Annotated in this window: 20 protein-coding genes; 12 read left to right on the top strand and 8 right to left on the bottom strand. The window is 52.8% G+C overall.

Features of this window, described 5'->3' with window-relative positions; genetic code table 11:
- Window positions 1–33: 33 nt before the first annotated feature.
- The 9 genes from ACS5NO_RS15845 (at window position 34) to ACS5NO_RS15805 (ending at window position 8858) form a co-directional block, all read left to right on the top strand.
- Window positions 34–1083: a pyridoxal-phosphate dependent enzyme gene (locus tag ACS5NO_RS15845; RefSeq protein WP_439416068.1), complete on the top strand. Its 1050-nt coding sequence runs from the start codon at window positions 34–36 to the stop codon at window positions 1081–1083.
- 35 nt (window positions 1084–1118) lie between these two features.
- Window positions 1119–2375, top strand: a complete 1257-nt coding sequence (locus ACS5NO_RS15840; protein WP_439416067.1) for an MFS transporter — start codon at window positions 1119–1121, stop codon at window positions 2373–2375.
- A gap of 82 nt (window positions 2376–2457) precedes the next feature.
- Window positions 2458–3102: an RraA family protein gene (locus tag ACS5NO_RS15835; protein ID WP_439416066.1), complete on the top strand. Its 645-nt coding sequence runs from the start codon at window positions 2458–2460 to the stop codon at window positions 3100–3102.
- The gene (locus ACS5NO_RS15830) at window positions 3099–3482 is read left to right on the top strand and encodes a RidA family protein (protein WP_439416065.1); all 384 of its coding nucleotides are present in this window, start codon (window positions 3099–3101) and stop codon (window positions 3480–3482) included. The genes ACS5NO_RS15835 and ACS5NO_RS15830 overlap by 4 nt, the downstream gene beginning before the upstream one ends.
- 10 nt (window positions 3483–3492) lie before the next feature.
- Window positions 3493–4980, top strand: coding sequence for a M81 family metallopeptidase (locus ACS5NO_RS15825; protein WP_439416064.1), 1488 nt, complete (start codon window positions 3493–3495; stop codon window positions 4978–4980).
- Window positions 4981–5092: 112 nt separating this feature from the next.
- Window positions 5093–5923: an SMP-30/gluconolactonase/LRE family protein gene (locus tag ACS5NO_RS15820; RefSeq protein ID WP_439416063.1), complete on the top strand. Its 831-nt coding sequence runs from the start codon at window positions 5093–5095 to the stop codon at window positions 5921–5923.
- Between the two features lie 43 nt (window positions 5924–5966).
- Window positions 5967–6995: a hypothetical protein gene (locus ACS5NO_RS15815; protein WP_439416062.1), complete on the top strand. Its 1029-nt coding sequence runs from the start codon at window positions 5967–5969 to the stop codon at window positions 6993–6995.
- A 29-nt stretch (window positions 6996–7024) separates the two neighbouring features.
- Window positions 7025–7963, top strand: a complete 939-nt coding sequence (locus tag ACS5NO_RS15810; RefSeq protein WP_439416061.1) for an aldo/keto reductase — start codon at window positions 7025–7027, stop codon at window positions 7961–7963.
- 103 nt (window positions 7964–8066) lie between these two features.
- A complete protein-coding gene (locus tag ACS5NO_RS15805) occupies window positions 8067–8858 on the top strand; it encodes an SDR family NAD(P)-dependent oxidoreductase (protein WP_439416060.1) in 792 nt (263 codons plus the stop codon).
- Between the two features lie 9 nt (window positions 8859–8867).
- On the opposite strand, the gene ACS5NO_RS15800 is transcribed toward ACS5NO_RS15805, so the two are convergent.
- The 3 genes from ACS5NO_RS15800 to ACS5NO_RS15790 all read right to left on the bottom strand — a co-directional run bounded on the left by ACS5NO_RS15800 (window position 8868) and on the right by ACS5NO_RS15790 (window position 13040).
- Window positions 8868–9521 (bottom strand): hypothetical protein, encoded by a 654-nt coding sequence (locus ACS5NO_RS15800; RefSeq protein WP_439416059.1) that lies wholly within the window; start codon window positions 9519–9521, stop codon window positions 8868–8870.
- Between the two features lie 171 nt (window positions 9522–9692).
- Window positions 9693–10547 carry a GNAT family N-acetyltransferase gene (locus ACS5NO_RS15795; protein WP_439416058.1) on the bottom strand — a complete coding sequence of 285 codons (855 nt, stop codon included), beginning with the start codon at window positions 10545–10547 and terminating at the stop codon, window positions 9693–9695.
- Window positions 10548–10559: 12 nt separating this feature from the next.
- Window positions 10560–13040 (bottom strand): TonB-dependent receptor, encoded by a 2481-nt coding sequence (locus tag ACS5NO_RS15790; RefSeq protein ID WP_439416057.1) that lies wholly within the window; start codon window positions 13038–13040, stop codon window positions 10560–10562.
- 269 nt (window positions 13041–13309) lie between these two features.
- Here ACS5NO_RS15790 and ACS5NO_RS15785 point away from each other — a divergent pair, with 269 nt between their 5' ends.
- On the top strand, window positions 13310–14089 hold the full coding sequence (locus ACS5NO_RS15785; protein ID WP_439416056.1) for a TlpA family protein disulfide reductase: 780 nt from the start codon (window positions 13310–13312) through the stop codon (window positions 14087–14089).
- A 203-nt stretch (window positions 14090–14292) separates the two neighbouring features.
- Here ACS5NO_RS15785 and ACS5NO_RS15780 read toward each other — a convergent pair whose 3' ends face one another.
- Window positions 14293–14730 carry a DUF6526 family protein gene (locus tag ACS5NO_RS15780; RefSeq protein WP_439416055.1) on the bottom strand — a complete coding sequence of 146 codons (438 nt, stop codon included), beginning with the start codon at window positions 14728–14730 and terminating at the stop codon, window positions 14293–14295.
- Window positions 14731–14800: 70 nt separating this feature from the next.
- Between ACS5NO_RS15780 and ACS5NO_RS15775 the strand changes: the two genes are divergently transcribed.
- Window positions 14801–16132: a DEAD/DEAH box helicase gene (locus ACS5NO_RS15775; RefSeq protein ID WP_439416054.1), complete on the top strand. Its 1332-nt coding sequence runs from the start codon at window positions 14801–14803 to the stop codon at window positions 16130–16132.
- A 120-nt stretch (window positions 16133–16252) separates the two neighbouring features.
- On the opposite strand, the gene ACS5NO_RS15770 is transcribed toward ACS5NO_RS15775, so the two are convergent.
- Complete coding sequence (locus ACS5NO_RS15770) at window positions 16253–16675, bottom strand: type II toxin-antitoxin system VapC family toxin (RefSeq protein ID WP_439416053.1); 423 nt, start codon at window positions 16673–16675, stop codon at window positions 16253–16255.
- On the bottom strand, window positions 16672–16926 hold the full coding sequence (locus ACS5NO_RS15765; RefSeq protein ID WP_439416052.1) for a DUF6364 family protein: 255 nt from the start codon (window positions 16924–16926) through the stop codon (window positions 16672–16674). The genes ACS5NO_RS15770 and ACS5NO_RS15765 overlap by 4 nt, the downstream gene beginning before the upstream one ends.
- A gap of 122 nt (window positions 16927–17048) precedes the next feature.
- Between ACS5NO_RS15765 and ACS5NO_RS15760 the strand changes: the two genes are divergently transcribed.
- Window positions 17049–18191, top strand: coding sequence for a DEAD/DEAH box helicase (locus ACS5NO_RS15760; RefSeq protein WP_439416051.1), 1143 nt, complete (start codon window positions 17049–17051; stop codon window positions 18189–18191).
- A gap of 117 nt (window positions 18192–18308) precedes the next feature.
- Here ACS5NO_RS15760 and ACS5NO_RS15755 read toward each other — a convergent pair whose 3' ends face one another.
- A complete protein-coding gene (locus ACS5NO_RS15755; protein ID WP_439416050.1) occupies window positions 18309–18806 on the bottom strand; it encodes a DinB family protein in 498 nt (165 codons plus the stop codon).
- 86 nt (window positions 18807–18892) lie between these two features.
- A complete protein-coding gene (locus ACS5NO_RS15750) occupies window positions 18893–21034 on the bottom strand; it encodes an alpha-amylase family protein (protein ID WP_439416049.1) in 2142 nt (713 codons plus the stop codon).
- Window position 21035: the final 1 nt, after the last annotated feature.

Raw genomic sequence — 21035 nt, 5'->3', positions numbered from 1 at the left:
ACGATCTGGAAATACCAAAATCAAGTACCGACGGTGGCACCTCAACACCGCGTACTTCTGGGCGAAGGGCAGACGCCACTCGTCCGTTCCCGGTCAATTGGGCCATCGTTGGGTCTCAACAACCTGTATTTCAAACTGGAAAGCCTAAATCCGACCGGTTCCTACAAAGACCGTTTCGCGGCTGTTCTGGTGAGTGAGCTGAATGCCAAAGGCCAGAAAGTCTGTATTGCCACCTCCAGCGGCAATACCGGCGCGGCTTTGTCGGCGTACTGCGCGGCTGCGGGCATTCAATGCATTCTGGTGGTGGTAGACGGGGCGCCCTTGCCCAAAATCCGGCAGATGCAGTTATACGGAGCCCATATTTTTATGGTACACGGTTTTGGTAAAGATCCGGCAATCACTTCGGCGGTATTTGACGAACTCGAAACCCTCTGCCGGACCCATGCAATACCGCTGCCGATCAGTGCCTACCGGTATTGCCCGTCCGCCATGCAGGGCGTGCAGACGATGGCTTCCGAAATTCTGGAAACGCTGGAAGGTCGGGTCGATCATATTTTTTCGCCAGCCGGTGGGGGCGGGCTGACGCTGGCCATTACCCGGGGTGTTCTGACGGAAAAACCGGCTTCTGCTTTAGTGAAAGTCAACTGTGTTCAACCCGAAGGAAACGATACGATCGCGAGTGCGTTGCGGAACCAGGATCGGAAAGCCAGCGCGGTGGCAGCCTCCACCACGACGGTCAGCGGTTTGCAGGTGCCGGGGGTGCTGGATGGCGATGAGGTAATCGCGAATTGTCGGAAAACCGGCGGCACGGGCTACGTCGTGACGGACGAACGGGTTTTTGCCTGGCAGAAAGCACTGGCTCAGAAGGAGGGGATTTTTAGCGAACCCGCCGGAGCGGTCGCGCTGGCCGGGCTGGAGGACGCCGTGGCCCGAAACGAAGTGAGCCGCGACGAAACTGTGGTTTGCCTGGTCACTGGCAGCGGTTTTAAGGACATGGCGTCGGTCGAAAGAAACTTTGGCTTGCCGCCCGTGGAGACGGTGGACGTTGGCCGGGCCATCGGGCTGATTCAGCCGTTTTTGTAATTGTTTTTCTCAACTAATCCCCACGTTATCAAGCCATGACTCTATCGCGACCGTCTTTTTATCCGTGGCTCATCGTGGGTTTACTCTGTGTGGTCGGCTGTCTGAACTACCTCGACCGGATGATGATTACCACGATGCGGAGTTCCATTCTGGCCGAAATTCCGATGACCGACGGGCAGTTCGGCTTGCTGACCTCGGTTTTCCTGTGGGTATACGGTTTGCTGAGTCCGCTGGCCGGGTTTCTGGCCGACCGGTTCAACCGCAGCCGGGTCATTGTCGGGAGCCTGTTTGTCTGGTCAATCGTCACTTGGTTCACTGCCCGGGCCACCACCTTTGAAGAACTCCTGCTGACCCGCGCGCTCATGGGCGTCAGCGAAGCCTGTTACATTCCGGCGGCTCTGGCGCTGATTGTCGACTACCACCGGGGTGCCACGCGCTCGCTGGCGACGGGCATTCACATGGGCGGGATCATGATTGGGCAGAGCCTGGGCTTTGTGGGCGGCTGGTTGGCCGAAAGCCGGACCTGGAGCTACGCATTTGGCGTTTTTGGACTCATTGGTGTTGGGTATGCGGTGTTGCTGGCGTTGGTGTTGCGCGATCCGGTTGTACCCGAAAAAGATACGCTTTCGACCGAACCGGAACCGGCCATTCGTTTCACGGCAGCCCTTCGGGATCTGTTCAGTCGACGGAATTATGTGGTAGCACTAACCTTCTGGGGGCTGGGTGGAATTGTGAGCTGGCTGGTTGTCGGTTGGTTACCAACGTATTACAAAGAGCATTTCAACCTGTCCCAAACCGTCGCCGGTCTGTATGCCACGGGCTATTTTCACACGGCCTCGCTGGTGGGCGTTCTGACGGGCGGTTTTCTGGCCGACCGCTGGAGTCGTACCAACCCACGCGGCCGGATTCTGGTGCCTTTTATCGGGCTAGTGATTGCCGCCCCCGGTATTTTTATCGCCAGCAGCACCAGCGTCCTTCCCATTGCCATTGTCTGTTTCATGATTTATGCCTTCACGCGCACCTTCCTGGATGCGAACATGATGCCGATTCTATGTCTGATTGCCGATCAGCGATACCGCGCCACGGGTTACGGCGTATTGAATCTGGTGGCATGCATCGTGGGTGGCGTGGGGCTGTATGCGGGCGGTATGTTGCGGGATGCCGACGTGGATCTCAGCCGGATGTTCCAGTTTGCCGCCCTTACCATGCTGATTTCTGCCGCCTTGCTATATACCATCAAACCAAAACCGGAAGATATTACCCCTAAATCCCGAAGCGTCGGCCCGGCCTAAAGGGGACTTTATGCATCTGGAAGATTCCGCGTCCAAGTCCCCTTCAGGGGATTTAGGGGCTAATAAATAAACCTGTTTTAAAATGAATCTGGAAGAATTAAAAGACAAACTATACGTGGCCGTGCTGTCGGATGTACTCGACCAGTTGGGCTATACACACCAGGCCACGCGCATTCCGTTTCACGCCTATACCGGCATCAATAAGTTGCTGGGTCGTTGCAAAACCAGCTTGTGGGCGGACATGTATGACGCCGACCCGAATCCCTACGAACTGGAACTACAGGCCGTCGATTCCTGCCAGCCGGGCGATGTACTGATCTGTGCGGCAGGCGGTTCCACGCGTTCCGGCATCTGGGGTGAACTCTTGTCGACGGCGGCCCGCAACAGCGGTTGTCTGGGCGTCATCGTTCATGGCGGGGTTCGGGATATCGACAAAATGCGGGCGATGGAATTTCCGGTTTTTGCAACCTCCAGAAATCCGTACGACAGCCAGAACCGCCAGCGGGTGGTCGATCTGGACGTGACGGTGGAAATCGACGGCGTAAAATTCCGGCCCGGCGATCTGGTGATGGCCGACGAAGACGGTATTGTCGTCGTTCCGCAGGAAGTGGAAGAGCAGGTGATTGCGGCCGCGATTCAGAAAGTGGATGCTGAAAATATCACGCGTGACGCCATTAAAAACGGCATGAAAGCCTGGGAAGCCTATCAAAAATTTGGTGTATTATGAGCAAGAAAGTTGTTGTAAGCGGGGAAAACATCCCGAAAAGTCACCTCCCTTTTTCGCCCGGTATTGTGTCCGGCGATTACCTGTTTGTGTCGGGACAAGCCTCAGTGGACGACACCGGAGCCATCGTCAATGACACTTTCGAAGGCGAATGCCGCCGGTCGTTCGAAAACCTGAAACGGATTGTGGAAGCCGCCGGAGCGAGTCTGGACGATGCCGTTCAGGTTCGGAATTACGTCGGCAAACAGGAATACCTGGCCGAGTTCAACGCCATTTACCGGGAGTATTTTAACGCTCCGTATCCGGCCCGGACCACGCTGATCGGTTGCCTGGGCGATTTGCTGAAGTTTGAAGTCGATGTCGTGATTTACGTAGGAAAATAAAACCGCAACAATGCGAAAACGAATTGCGCTGCTGGGCATTTACCACGAAACCAACACTTTTATTGAAACCCCCACCACGCTGGACGATTTCAAAAACGGCTATTGGCTGGCGGGGGAGGCCATTCGAACCGAATACGAGGGCGCACACCACGAAATCAGTGGCGTCATCGACGTGATCGATGCTTCTCCCGATCTGGAACTCGTTCCGGTTTTGTATGCCTCCGCCACGCCGGGCGGTTTGATCCAACGAGAAGCTTACGAGGCTATCCTGGCCGAAATGTGGTCGGCACTTGAGGCCGTTTTGCCGGTCGATGGTTGCGTCGTAGTGCCGCATGGAGCCGGGGTGGCCGAATCGTATCCCGATCTGGATGGGCATTGGCTGGGTTTGCTGCGGGAAAAACTGGGTCCTGAAATACCGATAACCGGCACGCTGGACCCACACGCCAACGTCAGCCCGGCGATGGTTTCGGCCACGGATGCGCTGGTCGCATATGCCACCAATCCGCACATCGACCAGCGGGCGACGGGCCGGAAAGCCGCCCAGATTCTGGTGGACATGTTGCGGGGCACGGTTCAGCCCTTGCAACACCTGGTGCAATTGCCGATGGCGATCAGCATCGAGCAACAATACACCTCGCAGGACCCCTGCCGGAGTTTGCTGGCGCATTTGACGGAAACGGGGGAACAAAACCACCTGCTGTCGGCGAGTTTGCTGCTGGGTTTCCCGTATGCCGATGTGGCCGAAATGGGTTCGGCTTTCATTCTGGTTGCCGACCAAAAACAGGAAGCCGACGCGCAGAAGCTGATCCAGAAAACCGGGCAGCAACTTTCTGACTATATCCTTGACCGAAAAGAAGAATTTAACGGACTAAAAACCGGTATTCAGGCCGTCTTGCCGACGCTGGCGGCTTTACCCAAACCGGTTTTGATGCTGGACATGGGCGACAACGTCGGTGGGGGCGCACCCGGCAACAGCACGCATTTGCTGGAAGCGCTGGAAATGAAGGACATCGGACCGGTTTTTATCTGCCTGTACGATCCGTCGGCGGTGGAGCAAGCGAGTCAACATGCCATTGGTGATGCGTTTCCATTGGCGATGGGAGAAGCCGGAAAACCCTACAAAACGGAGGTGCAGCTCACGCGGTTTTCGGACGGAAAATTTACGGAGTCGACGCCCAAACACGGCGGTTTTGTGAATTACGACATGGGCGAAACCGTGCTGGTGGAAACCCAAAAAGGCAATACCGTCATGCTGACCACCCGCCGAACACCGCCCTACAGCCTTCGTCAAATGACGGCTTTTGGCCTGAAACCGGACGCGTTTGCCATCATCATCGCCAAAGGCGTCAACGCTCCGATTGCCGCCTATGCCCCGGTTTGCCCGGCCATTGTGCAGGTCGACACGCCGGGCGTGACCCAGGCCGATATGACGCTGTTTGCGTACCAAAACCGGAGGAGGCCATTGTTTCCGTTTGAACAAACCTACCAGCTCCCCTAAACTTCATTATTCGTTATTCAATATTCAGTGTTCGATATTTATTCTTAAGTCGTTTTTTATCAAGTAGTTAAATATCGAATATTAAATAATGAATAATGAAATATAAAAAGACATGAACTACACCGTCGAAAAGCTTTTTGATCTGCCTTTTTACACCGAAGGCCCGGCGGTGGATCGGGATGGAAACTGGTATGTTACGACGCTCACCGGCGGTGAAATCATTCGGCTGGATAAAGCGGGGGATTACACCGTCTGGGGAAAAACCGCTTGCCCCAACGGGCAGGTTGTTTTGCCCACTGGAGAACACTGGGTGTGTGATCCTGAGCAGGCTGCCATCAGCCGGTTCGGTTCGGATGGAGCGTATCAAGGGTCTGTTATTCAGAAGGTTTGTGCCAGTGTGGATGTGCAGTCGCCCAATGATCTGGTGATCGACTCCCGGCAGAATTTCTATTTTACCGACTCGATCCGAACCCATGGAAAAATGTTTTTTGTCGGAGCGGACGGAACCGAGCGCCTGGTTGCCGACGGCATTGATTACGCCAACGGGCTGGTGCTGTCGGCCGATGAAACGAAGTTGTACGTTGCCGAAAGTTACCAAAACCGGGTGTTGGTGATCGAACTGACCGAACCGGGAATGCCGAAAAACCCGGCGACGGTTTTTGCGGATCTTCCAGCCCATCCCTCCGGGAATCCCATTGACAATTTACCCGATGGCCTGGCGCTTGATCAGCAGGGTCGGGTTTGGGTGGCGCATTACGGGATGCAGGCGATTCAGGTGTTGTCGTCCCGGGGCGAATGGCAGTTTTCACTGGATACCACCTTGCCACTAACCAGCAACCTGTGCTTTCTGGAAGATCAGCCGGAACGTAAGACGCTGCTCGTAACCGGCGGATTCGGCGAACCGGGGCCGGGCGGAGTGGTTTTGATCACGGTTTATCCTTAACCCAACGAAGATGAAGTTACTTTTTTATCGCTTGGTTTTACTCATGACAATTGCATTAAAAACCGTAGCGCAGCCTGCGGTCGAGTGGTCGGAATTGCCCCCGCTGCCGGGTAGAAAAGGCTGGGCGGGGATGTTCGCGGGTGTTAGCCGCGGCGCGCTGGTTTGTTTGGGCGGGGCCAATTTCCCCGACAAATACCCCTGGGAAGGCGGAAAAAAGAAATGGTACGACGATATCTACGTTCTGGCCGATGGGAAAAACTGGCTGAAAGCGGATGAAAAACTGCCCGAACCGTCGGGCTATGGCGTAACGGTTTCGTACCAGAATACCCTCATTCTGATTGGTGGAAGCACGGAAAGCGGTCATCTAAACCGGGTAATCGGGTATGAATGGAATGGAAAGAAACTGATTCAATCGAGTTACCCGGAACTGCCGGTTCTGCTGGCGAACATGGCCGGTACGCTGCTGGGTGATGTGATTGTGATTGCCGGAGGAATCAGCACGCCAACCGGAACACCCTTGAAAAAGTGCTACGCGCTGGATTTGAAAAACCGCTCGCAGGGCTGGTTCGAAATCGATTCGTGGCCGGGGCCGGAGCGGCAGTTTCCAGTTTGTACGGTTTATCGTAATCACCTTTATCTTTTTGGCGGGGAAACCGTCGGACTTAATGCCAAAGGTGAGAAATACCGGTCTATTCTGCTGGATGCGTTTCGTTTACGGCTGGAGCAAAAGAACAACAAATGGGTTGGTGTCTGGGAAAATCTGGCGCCAATGCCCCGGGGCATGTCGGCTGGCGGAACGGTTTTGCCCGTTCTGAACAACGACCGGTTTTTGTTCTGGGGCGGGGTCGATGCGGTAACGGCAGCTTATAAAACACCGGCCACCCATCCCGGAATTATTCAAAGTCTGCTTTTTTATTTTCCCGAAGCCGATAGCTGGGAATACATCGGTCAGCAAACCCGGTTCGAAGCCCGGGTAACCTTGCCCGTGGTGTTCTGGAACAACCGTTGGGTGTACGTCAGCGGAGAAATAAAACCGGGTATTCGGACGCCGTCGGTGGTGAGTGTGAACTAGTTGCCTGGTGTATAAAAAATAAGTCATTCATGACGTATCGCATTTTTCATAATTACCGGTTTTCGCAGTTGACGCTGGGAACCGTTCAGTTGGGGTTAAATTACGGTATCTCGAATTCGGAAGGGATGCCGGATCGGGCGGAGAGTTTCCAAATGCTTCAGCTTGCCGCACAAGCCGGGATCAATACGCTGGATACCGCCCGTCAGTACGGACATTCGGAGCAGGTGTTGGGTGATTTTCTGGAAGAAACCGGTCAGGCGTACGACCTGAATCTGGTGTCAAAATTCAAAATCAACCCGGCCAACCTCGGCCATCCGGAGCGGGCATGGGAAGAGGTACATCGGAGCGTAAAGGAGTCGCTGGCGGCTTTGAAAGTTGATCGACTGCCGGTTTGCCTGCATCACAAAGGCGCGGAACCAATGGCGGAAGTGATCAAAATTCTGCCGATGATGGTGCGCCGACTGAAAGAGGAAGGGCTGATCGACATCGGGGGTGTTTCGGCGTATGAGCCTGAAGATGTGGCGTATATCCTGAAAGAAGAGGTGCTGGAAGCGACGCAGATTCCGGTGAACGTTTTCGATCAACGGCTCTTGAAAACCGGGCTGCTGAATCAGTTGCGGAGCCAGTCGAAGCTGGTTTTTGCGCGCAGCGTGTTTTTGCAGGGGCTGTTTTTTATGAATCCGGCGCAGTTGAAGGGCAGTCTGAAAAAAGCAGAACTGCACCTGGTTGCACTGCAAAAACTGGCGCAGCGGGCGCAAATGTCCGTGGCTCAACTCGCTTTTTCGTTCGTCCGGGATTTGCCCGCGGTCGATAGCATCGTTTTCGGAGCAGTCAATCAGGCCCAAATCCAGCAGAATATTGCTTTGCTGAATGGCCCGGCGATTCCACCCGACGTGCTGGCCGAAATCCAGGACGTGTTTCAGGCGGTGGAGGAAGAGATCGTGACACCGGCGGTGTGGCGTTTTTAAACTTCGTTATTCAATATTCGTAATTCATTATTCGATATTAAAGTGTTGTTTGTCTATCAGTTATAGATTAAATATTGAATAACGAATATCGAAGGAAAAATAAATGAAAAACCTATTCAGTCTTGACGGCAAAACTGCCATCGTAACCGGTGGCGCGGGCTTTTTTGGGACGCCCATTTCGTGGGCTCTGGCCGAAGCCGGTGCGGAGGTCATCATTGCGTCGCGGGATGGTGAAAAATGCCGGAAATTTGCCGCGACCATTCGAGAAAAAGGCTGGCGGGCCGAGGGCATGGCGCTGGATCTGGAAAATGAAAACTCGATTCGCGCGTTTGTAGACGAAGTGAAAAACCGCTTTGGCCGGATTGATGTGCTGGTCAACAATGCGGTTTCCCGCGAAGGATTTAAGAATCTGGCCGATATCGACCGGGAAAGCTGGGAAAAAGCCCAGCGGATTAATTCGACCGGTCTGGTGCTGATCACCCAGGCCGTGATTGCCGTGATGCTTCCGCAAAAATCCGGTAACATCATCAACATCAGCTCGATTCAGGGCGCGGTTGGTCCGCATTTTCCGGTGTATGGAAATACCGGCATGACCAGTCCGGTCAATTATACGTACGACAAATGGGGTATGGTGGGTTTCACCAAATGGCTGGCGAATTACTACGGGAAAGACAACATCCGGGCGAATTGCATCAGCCCCGGCGGCTATGGCCCCGGTGTGGAGCAGATGAGCGGGAAGGAAGAATTTGTCGAAAACTACAAACGCCTGACGCCCCTGGGCCGTTTTGCCAACGATGACGACATCAAAGGTCCGATTATTTTCATGGCCTCTGATGCGTCAGCGTTTGTTACGGGGCAGAATTTACTGGTCGATGGTGGTTGGACAAGCTGGTAAAAAAGAACGTCACTGATTGGCGAGGTCTTTTTCCGTTACATATTGCATGAGTTCGGTGGCGGCCGTCAGGGCCGGACTCGCCAGGGCGTCACTGAATAGAACGTTGATGGGACCTTCGCCAAAATAAAGTCCGTCAGACACCAGAAACGAAATCCGGACATTTCCCTCGACGGGATGAGGTCGCCGGGGGCCGTCCCAGGGACCAATTTTGGTCACGATGTTGATGCTGGCGTTGAACAGGTTGGATGTCAGAATGTTGGATCGGGAATCGGTGGCTTCCCAAATCACCATCCGTTCGGTATGATTGATGTAGCGGGCGGTTCCGTCCTGATACGAAGCCAGCACATCGAGTCCATTATCCAAACCGACTTCGACGACAACTGCCAGCAATTCTCTTTTTTCGATGGGGAGTCCATTTTCCCGTAACCGCTGACAGGCAAGGGCTTTGATCCGGGTTTCGACGTCCGGATCAGCCGCTACGTTCTGCAAATCGGAAGCGTCTGCGGTATCGGCCAGCAAAACCGTCCACGGATATTCGTACGGCGACTGAATGCGGTTTTTGTAATACGCCAGGGAGTCACAGAACAGCAGTTCGTAAATGACGTTGGTGGATTCCTGAGAGTACGGTTGTGGAGTCGTGTTAAAGGGGTGTGTAAGGGCCATGCGTCGTGTTCGTTAGCGTTTGCTCCCGCTGACCAGGTCGTTGGGATCGGTATTCAAAGATCGCAAGGCTGAAGGACTTCCAATACGCCAAATTGGTAACTGGCGGGATTGGGTACATAACGGGTGCTCTTTCAGGATTCGTAGCCCGTGAGCCAGCGAATGGAAGCGGGCTCAGCCCAGTTCGAAGGTGGTTACGCCAAAGATGCCGTTCACGGCAATGCGGGGGGCGTTTCCGGTATACATCCGGGCGGTTTCAAAAACCGGCTGCATGCCGTACTGCCGGGCGAGGGCCACGGCTGCCGGGTTAGCTGCCGGAACATCCAAATAAAACCGGGTTTGGGGGGCAATGGATTGAACGAGTCGGGTCAGAAGCTGATCGGCAAAAACGGGCGTTTCGGCAAACAGGGGGCCAATTTTATACCCCTCGCGGCTGGGCCGAATCACGCCATACCCTTGAATTTCCTCGCCGACAACAACCGCCAACGCCTTGGAGTCACGTTGTTGAAGCCATGCCGCCAGAAAATCCGCCCGGTCAGCCGGGAAATAACGCCGGTCGTAGGCCAGGAGGGATTCGAAAGGAAGCTGGTCGCCCGGAACGACCGTGGCACCGGATTCTGCGGTAATGGGCAGTGGCGTGGTGCTTTCGAAACGGATGTTGTTGTAGGCCAACGCAAAACCGGATCGCCGGTAGTTTTCCTGCTGTTCGACCACGCCATCCAGACCGATGGTGCGCCCTTCCAGGTGCTGCATAGCCGCTTTCCAGAGGGCCAAACCGTGACCCTGCCCCCGGTAGCCGGGCCGAACAATGTAGAAACCGATGAACCCAAAATCCGGAGCATAGCGCACCGCCGAGATGCAGGCAACGGGCTGGCCGTCGAGCCAGCCCGCCAGAAAACCGTCGGGGTCCGCTGCATAGAAACAGGCTGCGTCGCCCAAACCAGGATTCCAACCTTCGGCAGCCGCCCATTCCACGGCAATGTCCTGTACTTCCGGCAGCGTCATCCGGCGGATTTGGAGGGTGTTCATGTCCGAAAAATCTTAATAATCGCCTTCGCCGACGTCTTTCGTTTTCTTTTTGGCCTGCCGCAAGCGGTAATTGAACGTCAGGTTGATTTGACGAAGCCGCCCCTGCGAGTTGGTTTCAGTGTAGAAATTGGCACCCTCGGTGATGGAGCGGAACCGGCGGGAATTGAACACGTCGATTACGTTCAGGGTCAGCGTGGCGTTGTTTTTCATGATGTCTTTGCTGACCGCAAAATCCAGCGTGGCAATGGCTTTCCGTTTGCCCTGGGGCGTAAGCTGGGGAGCCTCATAGTTGGCGCGCAGTTGAACGTCGGTTTTTTCCCAAACCGTCAGCCGGTTGGTGGCCCGCACAAACCAGCTATAGGTATCGCTCTGAAAGTTAGCGTCGAGGTTGTCGCCGTTGGTAACGGCGCGGAAGAAGTTAAAGCTACCATCCATTTTCCACCATTTAACCGGCGTGAACGAGCTGGTAAACTCGGCCCCGTAGGAGTCTTCAGTTGCCAGGTTTTCGGGGCGCGTATTCGAAAAACCGTTTTCATCGACCCGGCGGATGCGCACGATTTTGCCAGTGGTATGCCGGTAGTACAGCGACGACCCGATCGAACCTTTCGCGAAGTATTTGATGTGGCCAATTTCGAAGGCATCCGTAAATTCCGGGTTCAGATCGGGGTTGCCGCTCCAGAAGTTCCGGTTGTCACTAAAGGTCGAAAACGGGCTGAGGTCGTTGTAGTTTGGTCGGCGAACCCGGCGGCTGTAGCTCAGTTGCAGCGCATTCTGCTGCGGCATGTCGTAGGTGACGTGAACGCTCGGAAACAGGTTGGCGTAGCTGCGGGGATTGACCTCGTTGGTTTGTTTCAGCGTCGTGGTGACGTCTGTCCACTCGGCCCGCAACCCCGCCTGGTATGAGAATTTGCGGGTTTTGTTGCCAATCATCCCGTAAACCGCATTGATGTTTTCTTCGTACAGAAAGTCGTTGGTCAGGCCCGGAACCGGAATCCAGCCGCCATCGGAAGTCTGTTCCCGCACCCAGTAGTTGTTGGTCATGTCGCGCGTACTGCTCCGCAAACCGGCCTCAAACTTGCCGTCTTTTGCAAACGGCTGGATGTAGTCGATCTGCACCAGAAACTGCTTCTCGGTTTCGTCGTTGATCGACCGTTGCAGCGAACTCGGGATGCCGGAAGGGCCGCCATCGGGCAGAACCGTCCGCTGACCGAAATACTGATCCGAACTTTCCCAGTTGTCCAGATACCGCAGGTCGGCGGTCAGTTCGTGGCCCTGGCGTTTGAACGACCGTTTGTAGGTCAGGGCGTATTCGGAATTGGGTTCTGTTTCGGTTTCGTCCTGCGTGCGGTAGGTGATGCTCTGCGGGTTGCTCAGGCTGGAAATGTAATCGCGGTACCGGATGTCCGTAAACCGTTTGCCTTTGCTGATCCGCCAGGTATACGCGCCAGTCAGGACGTTTTTGTCGTTGAAAAAATAGTCGATCCCGGCCCGGGCGTTGTTGTTTTGCCCCTTGAGTTTGCTGGTCGAGTTTTGCTCGGTCAGAAACGTCGAATCGTTGCGATACAGCTCCTGATACAGGGTGCTGCGGCCGGGCGTGTTCCGGTAGGCCGCGGTATAATTGACGAAAAAATTCAGGTTTTTGCGCCGGTAATTGACGTTGGCGGCCAGCCCATAATTGGTCGGGTGTCCGACAATGACGTCAAAGGAGCCATTGAAACCCTCTTTCCGTTCTTTCTTCAGAATGATGTTGATAATACCGCCCATGCCTTCCGCTTCGTAGCGCGCCGACGGGTTGGTGATCACTTCGATGCGTTCGATGCTGCTGCCCTGCAACTGTTGCAAACCGCTGCCACCCTTGATGCTGACCAGGCCCGACGGTTTTCCGTCGATCAGAATCCGGACGCTGTTGCTGCCCCGCAGGCTGACGTTGCCCTCGACATCTACGGCCACCGACGGCACATTACTCAGAATATCGGCGGCTGTTCCGCCCGCGTTGGCGAGGTCTTTCCCCACGTTGAAAATCTTTTTATCCAGCGAAAATTCCATCGAACTTTTTTCGCCCTGCACCACCACTTCATCCAATGTGCTGGCCGAAGCCGCGAGTTTAAGCGTGCCGATGTCGAGCGGAGAATTGTCGCGGGTCAGGCGGATGGCGGATTTTTTCAGGGATTTATACCCGATAAATTCCAGAACGGCGTAGTAATTTCCGGCGACAGCATCGACCGAAAATTCGCCGGTTTCGGTGGTAATGGCCCCCGCAACGAATGAACTGTCGGCCTGTTTGAACAACCGGACGCTGGCAAAAATAAGTGGCGCGTTGGTTTGGGCGTCCAGTGCTTTTCCCTTCACTTTCAGTTTGCCATCCTGGGCGTAGCCAGACGAGAAGGTAAAGACACAGAAAATCACCAGTTGACTTGCGTAAAAAATGTATTTTTTGAAGTTTAGGGAAGACATGCCCGGTAGCAGGAAAAGGGTGGTAAAGGTTCGGTTCATTCGCTTATTTCGTATAGACAACAAAGGCCGTTTGATGCTTTTTTTACTATTAGATACGCACAGATGGTGAGATCGACTCCGGTTGGTTTGGGTCGGCGATGTGATACTGCTCGCAAATCGTGAAGAGATGGCCTTAACTACTTGAAATGGGTGTAGTTTGCGTTCGAAACAGAATGGTCCGGATAGCTTACAACTACCTATTTCTGCAAAAGTAGGATTTTTCTGGCAAAAAAGAGTGAAAAATGATCGATAATCAGTACGTTACTACGATGAAGTGGAGCCTTGTTTTTGGAATTGTTTTGGTGAATCTGTTCACAATTTCCTGTAGTCAGAATAAACGATACGGCGACCCCGTTGCGGAGCCTGCTATCCTTCTGAAAGACATCACGAGTTTTCTGGCTTACCGCGAAAAAAATGTAAAGTTGTCTGACGACTACCAGGCGCTGGATACACTTGCCAACTCCATGACGCAGGAAAGTTTTTTGAAATCCATTTCCACCGGACGGTATTTTCCCTTGCGGCTGAAATCGGACGATTCGGTCGCCGTGTATCAACTGGCTAAAATAGAGGACGCTGCTAGTCAGGATATTAAAACGACAGTGAAGTACTGGGGATTGGAAGAACTGGAGCATTTTCAGAAGGAAGGGACGGCACTGCCTGCCTATCGTTTTACGGACATGGAAGGAAATACCTACACCAATGAGACGACAAAAGGGAAAATTGTGGTATTGAAATGCTGGTTTATTGCCTGTTTGCCGTGTGTTCAGGAAATGCCGGCGCTGAATGAACTGAAAAGCCACTACAAAAACCGCCCGGACGTGGTGTTTCTCAGTCTTTGTCTGGATTCCCGGCAGAAGGTGGCCGCGTTTTTAAAGAAAAAACAATTCGATTATGTTGTGATTCCGGATCAGGAAAGTTATCTGACCGACCAATTGCAAATCAACGCGTATCCCACTCATTTCGTGATCAATAAGCAGGGACTGATCACCAAAAAAGTAACTGATTATCATGCCCTGGTGTATGCATTGAAGAAAGAAACGGCGCAGTAATACCCGTTCAATCGGGTAGAAGTGTTTAAATAAAGGCCGAAACTCTGTCGGGACGGTTGCTACAAAATGGATCATCCCTACGGGATTTTTTGGAATTCTGGGGCCGCGGTTGCTACAAAATGAATCATCCCTACGGGAATTCTTTGATTTTCCTAAAACACACCCAGCATTTCCCTAAAAGCCAAAACCGTATACCGCTCTGCTTACACCCGCAGGTGATCGGGCATCCAGTTGACAACCGACTTTTTGATTTCGTCCGGGCTAAGGTTTTCAGCAATAGCGCGTTGGGTCAAATCCGGTAGTTCGTCGTCCGATGCAAACCGCAGGGCAAGAAGCTGGCCGAACGAAAGTTGGTTTTCGATGGTTTCCAATCGCCGGTTGGTCAGTAGATAATACCGAAACCGCATCTCCAGCCGAACGATTCGGTTCTGATTGTTAAGCGCATAATGCTGCCGCAGCATGAAAGCTACCCAGGTGATCAGGACAATCAGCAGGGAAATGAACAACCAGATCAAGGTCGGCTCATCGGCTTTGAACGTGTAGTATAGGCTGATTCCCAGCAGAATAAGAACGACCGGGTAAAATACAAAGTGGTGCGGAGGGTAATACCGAACGTGGTTTTCGTAATTTTGTGTTTTCATGGAGGCTATGGGTAAGCGTTCCTACGTAAAGAGTAAAAGAGCCTAAATGGTTTTGGATATAGAAAAGGATATGACTTTTGAAGAATTAAATCTGAATAAACCGCTTTTAAATGCCTTGACGGATCTGGGCTACACCACACCCACGCCAATTCAGCAGACGGTATTTTCGGTGGTGATGTCGGGAAAAGATGTGTGTGGCATTGCCCAAACCGGAACCGGCAAGACGTTTGCGTATCTGCTGCCGTGTCTGCGGCAATTCCAGTTTTCGAAAGATCGGCTTCCGCAACTGCTCATCATTGTTCCGACGCGGGAACTGGTGGTGCAGGTCGTGGAAGCGGTGAAGCAGTTGACCCCCTATATGAATCTGGCCGTGGTGGGCATCTACGGCGGGGTGAACATCAAGCCGCAGATTGCCGAAGTGGAGCAGGGAATGGATGTGCTGGTGGCTACACCGGGTCGGCTGATCGACTTGTCCATCAAGGGTTTACTGAAAACCAAAACCATCAAGCGGCTGGTGATCGATGAGGTGGACGAAATGCTGAACCTCGGATTTCGGACGCAATTGACCACCATTCTGGATTTGTTGCCGGTCCGGCGGCAGAACCTGCTGTTTTCGGCCACCATGACCGAAGAGGTGGAGGGTTTGATCGAAACGTATTTCAACAATCCGGTTCGGGTCGAAGCGGCTCCGGTGGGAACGCCCCTGGAAAACATCAGCCAGACGGCGTATGCGGTTCCGAATTTTTATACCAAGATCAATCTGCTGGAGTTGCTGCTCCGCCAGAATGCCGATATGACCAAAGTGCTGGTTTTTGTGGCGACCAAAAATCTGGCTAACCAGCTTTACGAACAACTGGAAGCGAAGTTTCCCGAGCAAATCGGCGTTATTCACTCCAACAAGGAACAAAATCACCGCTTCAATTCGGTCCGGCAGTTTCAGGAGGGGAACTACCGCATTCTGATTGCGACCGACATCATCGCCCGCGGGCTGGATGTGGCCGAGGTGTCGCACGTCGTCAATTTCGACATCCCGGAAGTGCCCGAAATGTACATTCACCGGATTGGCCGGACGGGCCGCGCCGACCGGAACGGGATCGCCATTGCGTTCATCACCGAAAAGGAAAAAGAGCAGCAGGCCACCATCGAGCAATTGATGAATTACGCCATTCCGATCTTGCCGCTCCCCGAGGACCTTGTCATTTCGGACGTGCTGACCGAAGATGAAAAACCGAAGGTGAACATGAAAAACCCGGGCGTTAAAATTCACCTGAGCGATACGTTCGGGGGGGCGTTTCACGAGAAAATCGAGAAAAACAAGAAGGTCAATGTGCGCCGGAACCACGCGGAGGAGATGATGAAGAAGTACGGGAAACCGATCAAGAAAACCCGGAAAAATAACTGACGGGAAGACTACAATTGCACCGGACGTCTTACCTTTGATAGTATCATTTGATACTATCATGAAGCTTTTCTAGGTATGAAGTGACTGATTGACAGCATTTTGTGGATCAAAGAGAACTGATCATTTCCGTCCAATGCTGACCAAATACTCCTGGGCGGTCATGATTGGAAGTTCTGACTCCTTAAAATCCTTTGGGTTTCGGGTTAGTATACTGTTGCACTCGCCTTTCAAGGCACAGAAGTATTGCAGGGAATCTTCAAAGTCAGAGAAATTAGAATTTAATCCCTTTTCAATAATCAAGTCATCGACGCTAATGATCCGGGCTATAATCCGAAATTTTCGAAGCATATCCTTTGCTCTTTCTTTGCCTTCATATTTGGACAGAAAATAATTCACCGTAGCAAACGAAAGAGCCGAAACCGCTAGTTGGATTTCTTCTTTCTCCGCCAGACTGGCTAATTTGGCTATGGGTTCGTAGTAGGGAATGCGATGCCCGAGTAAATCCAGCATGATGTTGGTATCCAGAAAAAGCCGCACGTTCATCGATATTTCTCCATCAGATGCTTGCTGTATTCATCCTTTGAATCCAAATCTGACGGGATCATTGTCCGTGAAGTCATGCTTTTAACGAACGGAGAAATTTTGATTTCCTCGTTTTCTGAATCGTTCTGACTGACCAGCGATTTTAAATACCCTTCTACCAACCCAGAGAGGCTTCTGTTCTGCGATGCTGCGTAGATTTTAGCTTGCTGAATCACGTCTTCATCGAGCTTCAGCGTTAATTTCGTGTCCATACGAAAAGATAAAATTGTACGTGTAAATATAGTAATTTCATACGTACAAAACCACCGCCCCGGTATTTAGTGGTATATTTGAAGCCGGAAGCCATTTCTATCCTTCCTCCTTTTAGAAGATTATGTCTTTTTCATCGCTTGGATTATCCGAACCGCTCCTGAAAGCCGTCGCGGAGCAACAGTATACCGAACCCTATCCCATTCAGCAGGAAGCGATTCCGACCATTCTGAAAGGGCACGATGTGCTGGGAATTGCCAAAACCGGCTCGGGCAAAACCGCCGGTTTTGTGCTGCCGATTCTGGAAATGTTTCAGCGCAGAAAGACCACCAACGATCGCAATGTAAAAGTACTGGTGCTGGTGCCCACCCGCGAACTGGCCGTTCAGGTGGCCGAAGTGTTTCAAACCTTAAGTGCCAATTTACCCCGAAAAGTGAAAACCCTGGCGGTTTATGGTGGGGTGTCGATCAATCCGCAGATGATTGCCTTGCTGGGTGCCGAAGTTGTGGTGGCAACGCCGGGCCGCCTGCTGGATCTGGTGTCGTCCAACGCCTTACACCTCTGGGAAGTGGCAATTTTGGTGCTCGACGAAGCCGATAAAATGCTGGACCTGGGCTTTGCCGGCGAGATGAATGAGATTTTTGAAATGTTGCCCAAAAGCCGTCAGAACATTCTGTTTTCGGCCACGCTGGGCGATGCGATTCAGGGAATCCGGGAAAACCTGCTGCGCAATCCGATTAAAATTGAAATTGCCGAAGAACCGCAGAATCTGGATCTGATCAAGCAGGTCGCCTACCGGATCGACCCGGAACGGAAAGGGCCGTTGCTGCGGTATTTGATCAAGGAACGGAAGATGACGCAGGTGCTGGTGTTTGTTTCGTCGACCCGGACGGCCGACAATCTGGTGGTGAAGCTGCGGAAAAACGGCGTGCAGGCCGAAGCCATTCACGGCGATAAAAGCCAGGGCGCGCGGACCGAAACGCTGAGTAAATTCAAGTCGGGGAAGTTGCCGGTGATGGTGGCTACCGATCTGATTTCCAGAGGGATCGATATTCAATTGTTGCCGTTTGTGATCAACTACGAATTGCCACGTTCTCCCAAAGATTACATTCACCGGATTGGCAGAACGGGCCGCGCCGAGGCCGAAGGGGAAGCCATTTCCCTGATCTGCCCCGACGACGAACACCATTTTAAAATCATCCAGAAAAAAATGGGCAAGCGCGTTGAAATGGTCGATACCGAAGAATTGAGTTTGAAGGGGTATTGACCGGAAAAAAGACAAGAGACAAGAGAGCAGAGACAAGGGGCAAAAGAAATCGAACCGATAATAATCCGGTGCAGGTGTATGTCTTTCTTCTCTCGTCTCATCTCTTTCATCGCTCAATCAAAAACCAGGTTCATCAGCACTTGGGCCGTAGCTGCCCGGAATCGGAATATTCAGCAGACGCAGGTATACACCCAGTTGCGCCCGGTGGTGCACAATCTGACTGAACGAAATGCGGATCATTTCGCCTTTCGAGGTGTCGCTGTAAATTTGTTCGCCTTCGCGCAGCACCCACCGACCTTCCAGTTGATCTTCAGTAGCCTGTTCCAGATGCGCTTTTCCGTCGGCCAGCATCCGTTCAAAATAGTCCAGCAACTGGGCTGTATCGTTAATCGCTACGGGCTGATACGGAGTCGTGGCAAAATCGAGTTCTTCGGTGGTCAACGCCAGCGTCACCCACGAAGGCAATTCGGCAATGTGGGTGGCCAGCGCCCGGACGGTCATGCTTTTTTCGTGCGGTCGCCAGTCATATTTATCGTTGGGAACGCGGCCCAGCATGTTCCGGGTGGTTTTGGCTTCCTGCTCCATTTCCTTCAAAAGCATTTCGATCTGTGACATAGTCGTTGGGGTTTGTTTACGATACAAAGTAAACGCGACCCGGTGACAGCCCTATGTCAGTAGCCTTTGGCGGAAAGCCATTAAATTTACCGGTCCAGCACCAGCCCGTCGAAGTCGCCGAGTTTGGCCACTTTTAACTCCACAAAACCGTCTTTCCAGGTAAACGGAACCGGTTTTTCGGTCACCAATGAGAAGACTTTTGAAGGTTTGAAATCCGACTTGATTCTGAAGGTTAGCTCATAAACCGGCAGCGGTTTGAAATACGTGTTTCCGCTAAAACCGGTCAGGTTGACCAGGTGCAGAATCAGGCCGTCGGAAGTTTTCTTCGTGATGTTGGCCGGGACGTTTTTCGTGTATTCCTGCAAAATGACTTCGATTCGTTCGGGCGCGTTGGTCTGAACCAGTTGGCCCGCTTCCGGAAACAGGTAGTCGATGGCGTCGAGCAGAATGTTTTTGTGTTGTTCGTAGCCGTGCATGTAATAGAGCCGCCCCAGATTGATCGGTAAGATAACCGCCTGACTTTTAGCGTGTTTTTTGACACCCATCGCGTAATACCCGGTGGGGTCGTGGCCACCAATGATCTCTGGCGGGCCGGGGCGGCCCTTTGCCAGAATGGGCAGAAAAACCGCATCGGCGGCTTTCAGATCGTAGAGTCCCAGATTGAATTTCCAGAAAAGCATCGACTGTTTCTGAAAACGCTTGAAGACGGTTTTGTTTTCGGGGTTGAGGTAAAACCCGGCCCCGTCGTGGTCTTTCTGGATAATTTTGGCCCCGAACAACTCCTGCAAGGTTTCCGGACTGTCGAACAGCGTCCGGTTGGTGGCAATGAGGTGGGTACCTTGCTGGCTCGCTTCTTTCAAAACCCGGATGGCTTCGGCACTCAGGTAGGTGATTTCCGGCAAAATCAGGAGTTTGTATTTTTTGACTTTCTCGGCCAGGTTGCCGATCTGTGCGTCTTCGATGATGTCGAATGGCAGGTGGGCTTCTTTCAGCATCAGTACGATGCCCCGGTATTCCTGCATGGGTTCGCCACTCGGCCAGGCGCCGGGAGCTACTACGGCAATTTTAGCGACGGATTGGTAGTTCCCGAAATACGGTTCATGCTTCTTGTGGTGGGCGTAAATGGTTTTGACGATGTCGAAGTTTCGTTCATCTTCGTACCCTCTCATATCACCCATCAGGCTGATATCCAGACCCGAACCGTTGGCGATGTTTTCGTACAACCGAATTCCGACTTCCTCTGGTTCCACGGCATTGTAGCGCGACTGAAACGAAATCTGCTGAATGCTGGCGTTGCTAATGATGTGATCGGGAAAGGAATTGACGGCATTGCTCACGTTGTCGGAAGCTGTGTAAGGCCAGTAGGGAAGGCTGGTGTTCGACTGGGATTCGTGCCGGATGATGTCGACGTATTTGTCCATATACGTGCAGATCGCAATCTGGTTATTTTTGGACTTTACCAGTTCGTGCAATCGCTTCGACCAGTCTTCGACCGTGGCTTTTTTAAAGGCCAGGTACTTTTGAAAAACCGGGTCGGCTTTGTTCTCGACGGTGGGCAAGGTCATTCCCGAACTGAAGGCTGCGAAGGCTTTTTTATCCGCTTCGTTCTGGTCGATGCCGTGGTATTTGCCTTCATACGGGTTATTGACCTGATAACCCGGCATGTTCAGGAAAATACCATCGATCGGAAACTGGTCGATCACCTCGGCGATGATTTTGAACGCCCGGTCCTGCACATACGGCGCGTTGATCGACACCACGTACATATCCGTGTTGATGATCCGTTCGCCTTTTGGGGAAATATAACACCAGTCGGGGTGGGCTTTGAAGATGCTTTCGTGAACCCGGCTGAAGTCGAACCGCACCACCACCCGAATGCCGTTTTCGTGGCACTTTTTGATGACCTCAGCCAGCGTATTCGGTTTCATGTAGGGGTTGGTATACTGAAAATCGAGCCGGGTGGGGTAGAAGGCCATAATGCCGCCCGCGTTGATCAGCAGCGTGTTGGCCGAACACGCCAGAAGGTCTTTCAGCAGCGAATCCGGTTGGAGCGTGGCGGCTTCGTAGGCCGGTAAATTGGTCTGGATCACGCGCAGGTTGTTGGCTTTCCACCACGGCAGGTTGTCCGGCCATTTTACGGATGGGGCTGGCTGGGCTGTTTTTTGGGCAATTCCGGCAGTAAACGAAAACAGAAAGCAAACCAAACAAAGAAGAAGCGGTTTTTTCACG

Source organism: Larkinella fluvii (assembly GCF_051857545.1).
GTDB lineage: Bacteria > Bacteroidota > Bacteroidia > Cytophagales > Spirosomataceae > Larkinella.
This window is presented reverse-complemented; position numbering and strand designations above follow the sequence as displayed.

Coding starts and splice junctions, on each gene's coding strand:
- ACS5NO_RS15840 (WP_439416067.1), top strand. CDS start 1,119: ATGACTCTATCGCGACCGTCTTTTTATCCGTGGCTCATCGTGGGTTTA.
- ACS5NO_RS15835 (WP_439416066.1), top strand. CDS start 2,458: ATGAATCTGGAAGAATTAAAAGACAAACTATACGTGGCCGTGCTGTCG.
- ACS5NO_RS15830 (WP_439416065.1), top strand. CDS start 3,099: ATGAGCAAGAAAGTTGTTGTAAGCGGGGAAAACATCCCGAAAAGTCAC.
- ACS5NO_RS15825 (WP_439416064.1), top strand. CDS start 3,493: ATGCGAAAACGAATTGCGCTGCTGGGCATTTACCACGAAACCAACACT.
- ACS5NO_RS15820 (WP_439416063.1), top strand. CDS start 5,093: ATGAACTACACCGTCGAAAAGCTTTTTGATCTGCCTTTTTACACCGAA.
- ACS5NO_RS15815 (WP_439416062.1), top strand. CDS start 5,967: ATGACAATTGCATTAAAAACCGTAGCGCAGCCTGCGGTCGAGTGGTCG.
- ACS5NO_RS15810 (WP_439416061.1), top strand. CDS start 7,025: ATGACGTATCGCATTTTTCATAATTACCGGTTTTCGCAGTTGACGCTG.
- ACS5NO_RS15805 (WP_439416060.1), top strand. CDS start 8,067: ATGAAAAACCTATTCAGTCTTGACGGCAAAACTGCCATCGTAACCGGT.
- ACS5NO_RS15800 (WP_439416059.1), bottom strand. CDS start 9,521: ATGGCCCTTACACACCCCTTTAACACGACTCCACAACCGTACTCTCAG.
- ACS5NO_RS15795 (WP_439416058.1), bottom strand. CDS start 10,547: ATGAACACCCTCCAAATCCGCCGGATGACGCTGCCGGAAGTACAGGAC.
- ACS5NO_RS15790 (WP_439416057.1), bottom strand. CDS start 13,040: ATGAACCGAACCTTTACCACCCTTTTCCTGCTACCGGGCATGTCTTCC.
- ACS5NO_RS15785 (WP_439416056.1), top strand. CDS start 13,310: ATGAAGTGGAGCCTTGTTTTTGGAATTGTTTTGGTGAATCTGTTCACA.
- ACS5NO_RS15780 (WP_439416055.1), bottom strand. CDS start 14,730: ATGAAAACACAAAATTACGAAAACCACGTTCGGTATTACCCTCCGCAC.
- ACS5NO_RS15775 (WP_439416054.1), top strand. CDS start 14,801: ATGACTTTTGAAGAATTAAATCTGAATAAACCGCTTTTAAATGCCTTG.
- ACS5NO_RS15770 (WP_439416053.1), bottom strand. CDS start 16,675: ATGAACGTGCGGCTTTTTCTGGATACCAACATCATGCTGGATTTACTC.
- ACS5NO_RS15765 (WP_439416052.1), bottom strand. CDS start 16,926: ATGGACACGAAATTAACGCTGAAGCTCGATGAAGACGTGATTCAGCAA.
- ACS5NO_RS15760 (WP_439416051.1), top strand. CDS start 17,049: ATGTCTTTTTCATCGCTTGGATTATCCGAACCGCTCCTGAAAGCCGTC.
- ACS5NO_RS15755 (WP_439416050.1), bottom strand. CDS start 18,806: ATGTCACAGATCGAAATGCTTTTGAAGGAAATGGAGCAGGAAGCCAAA.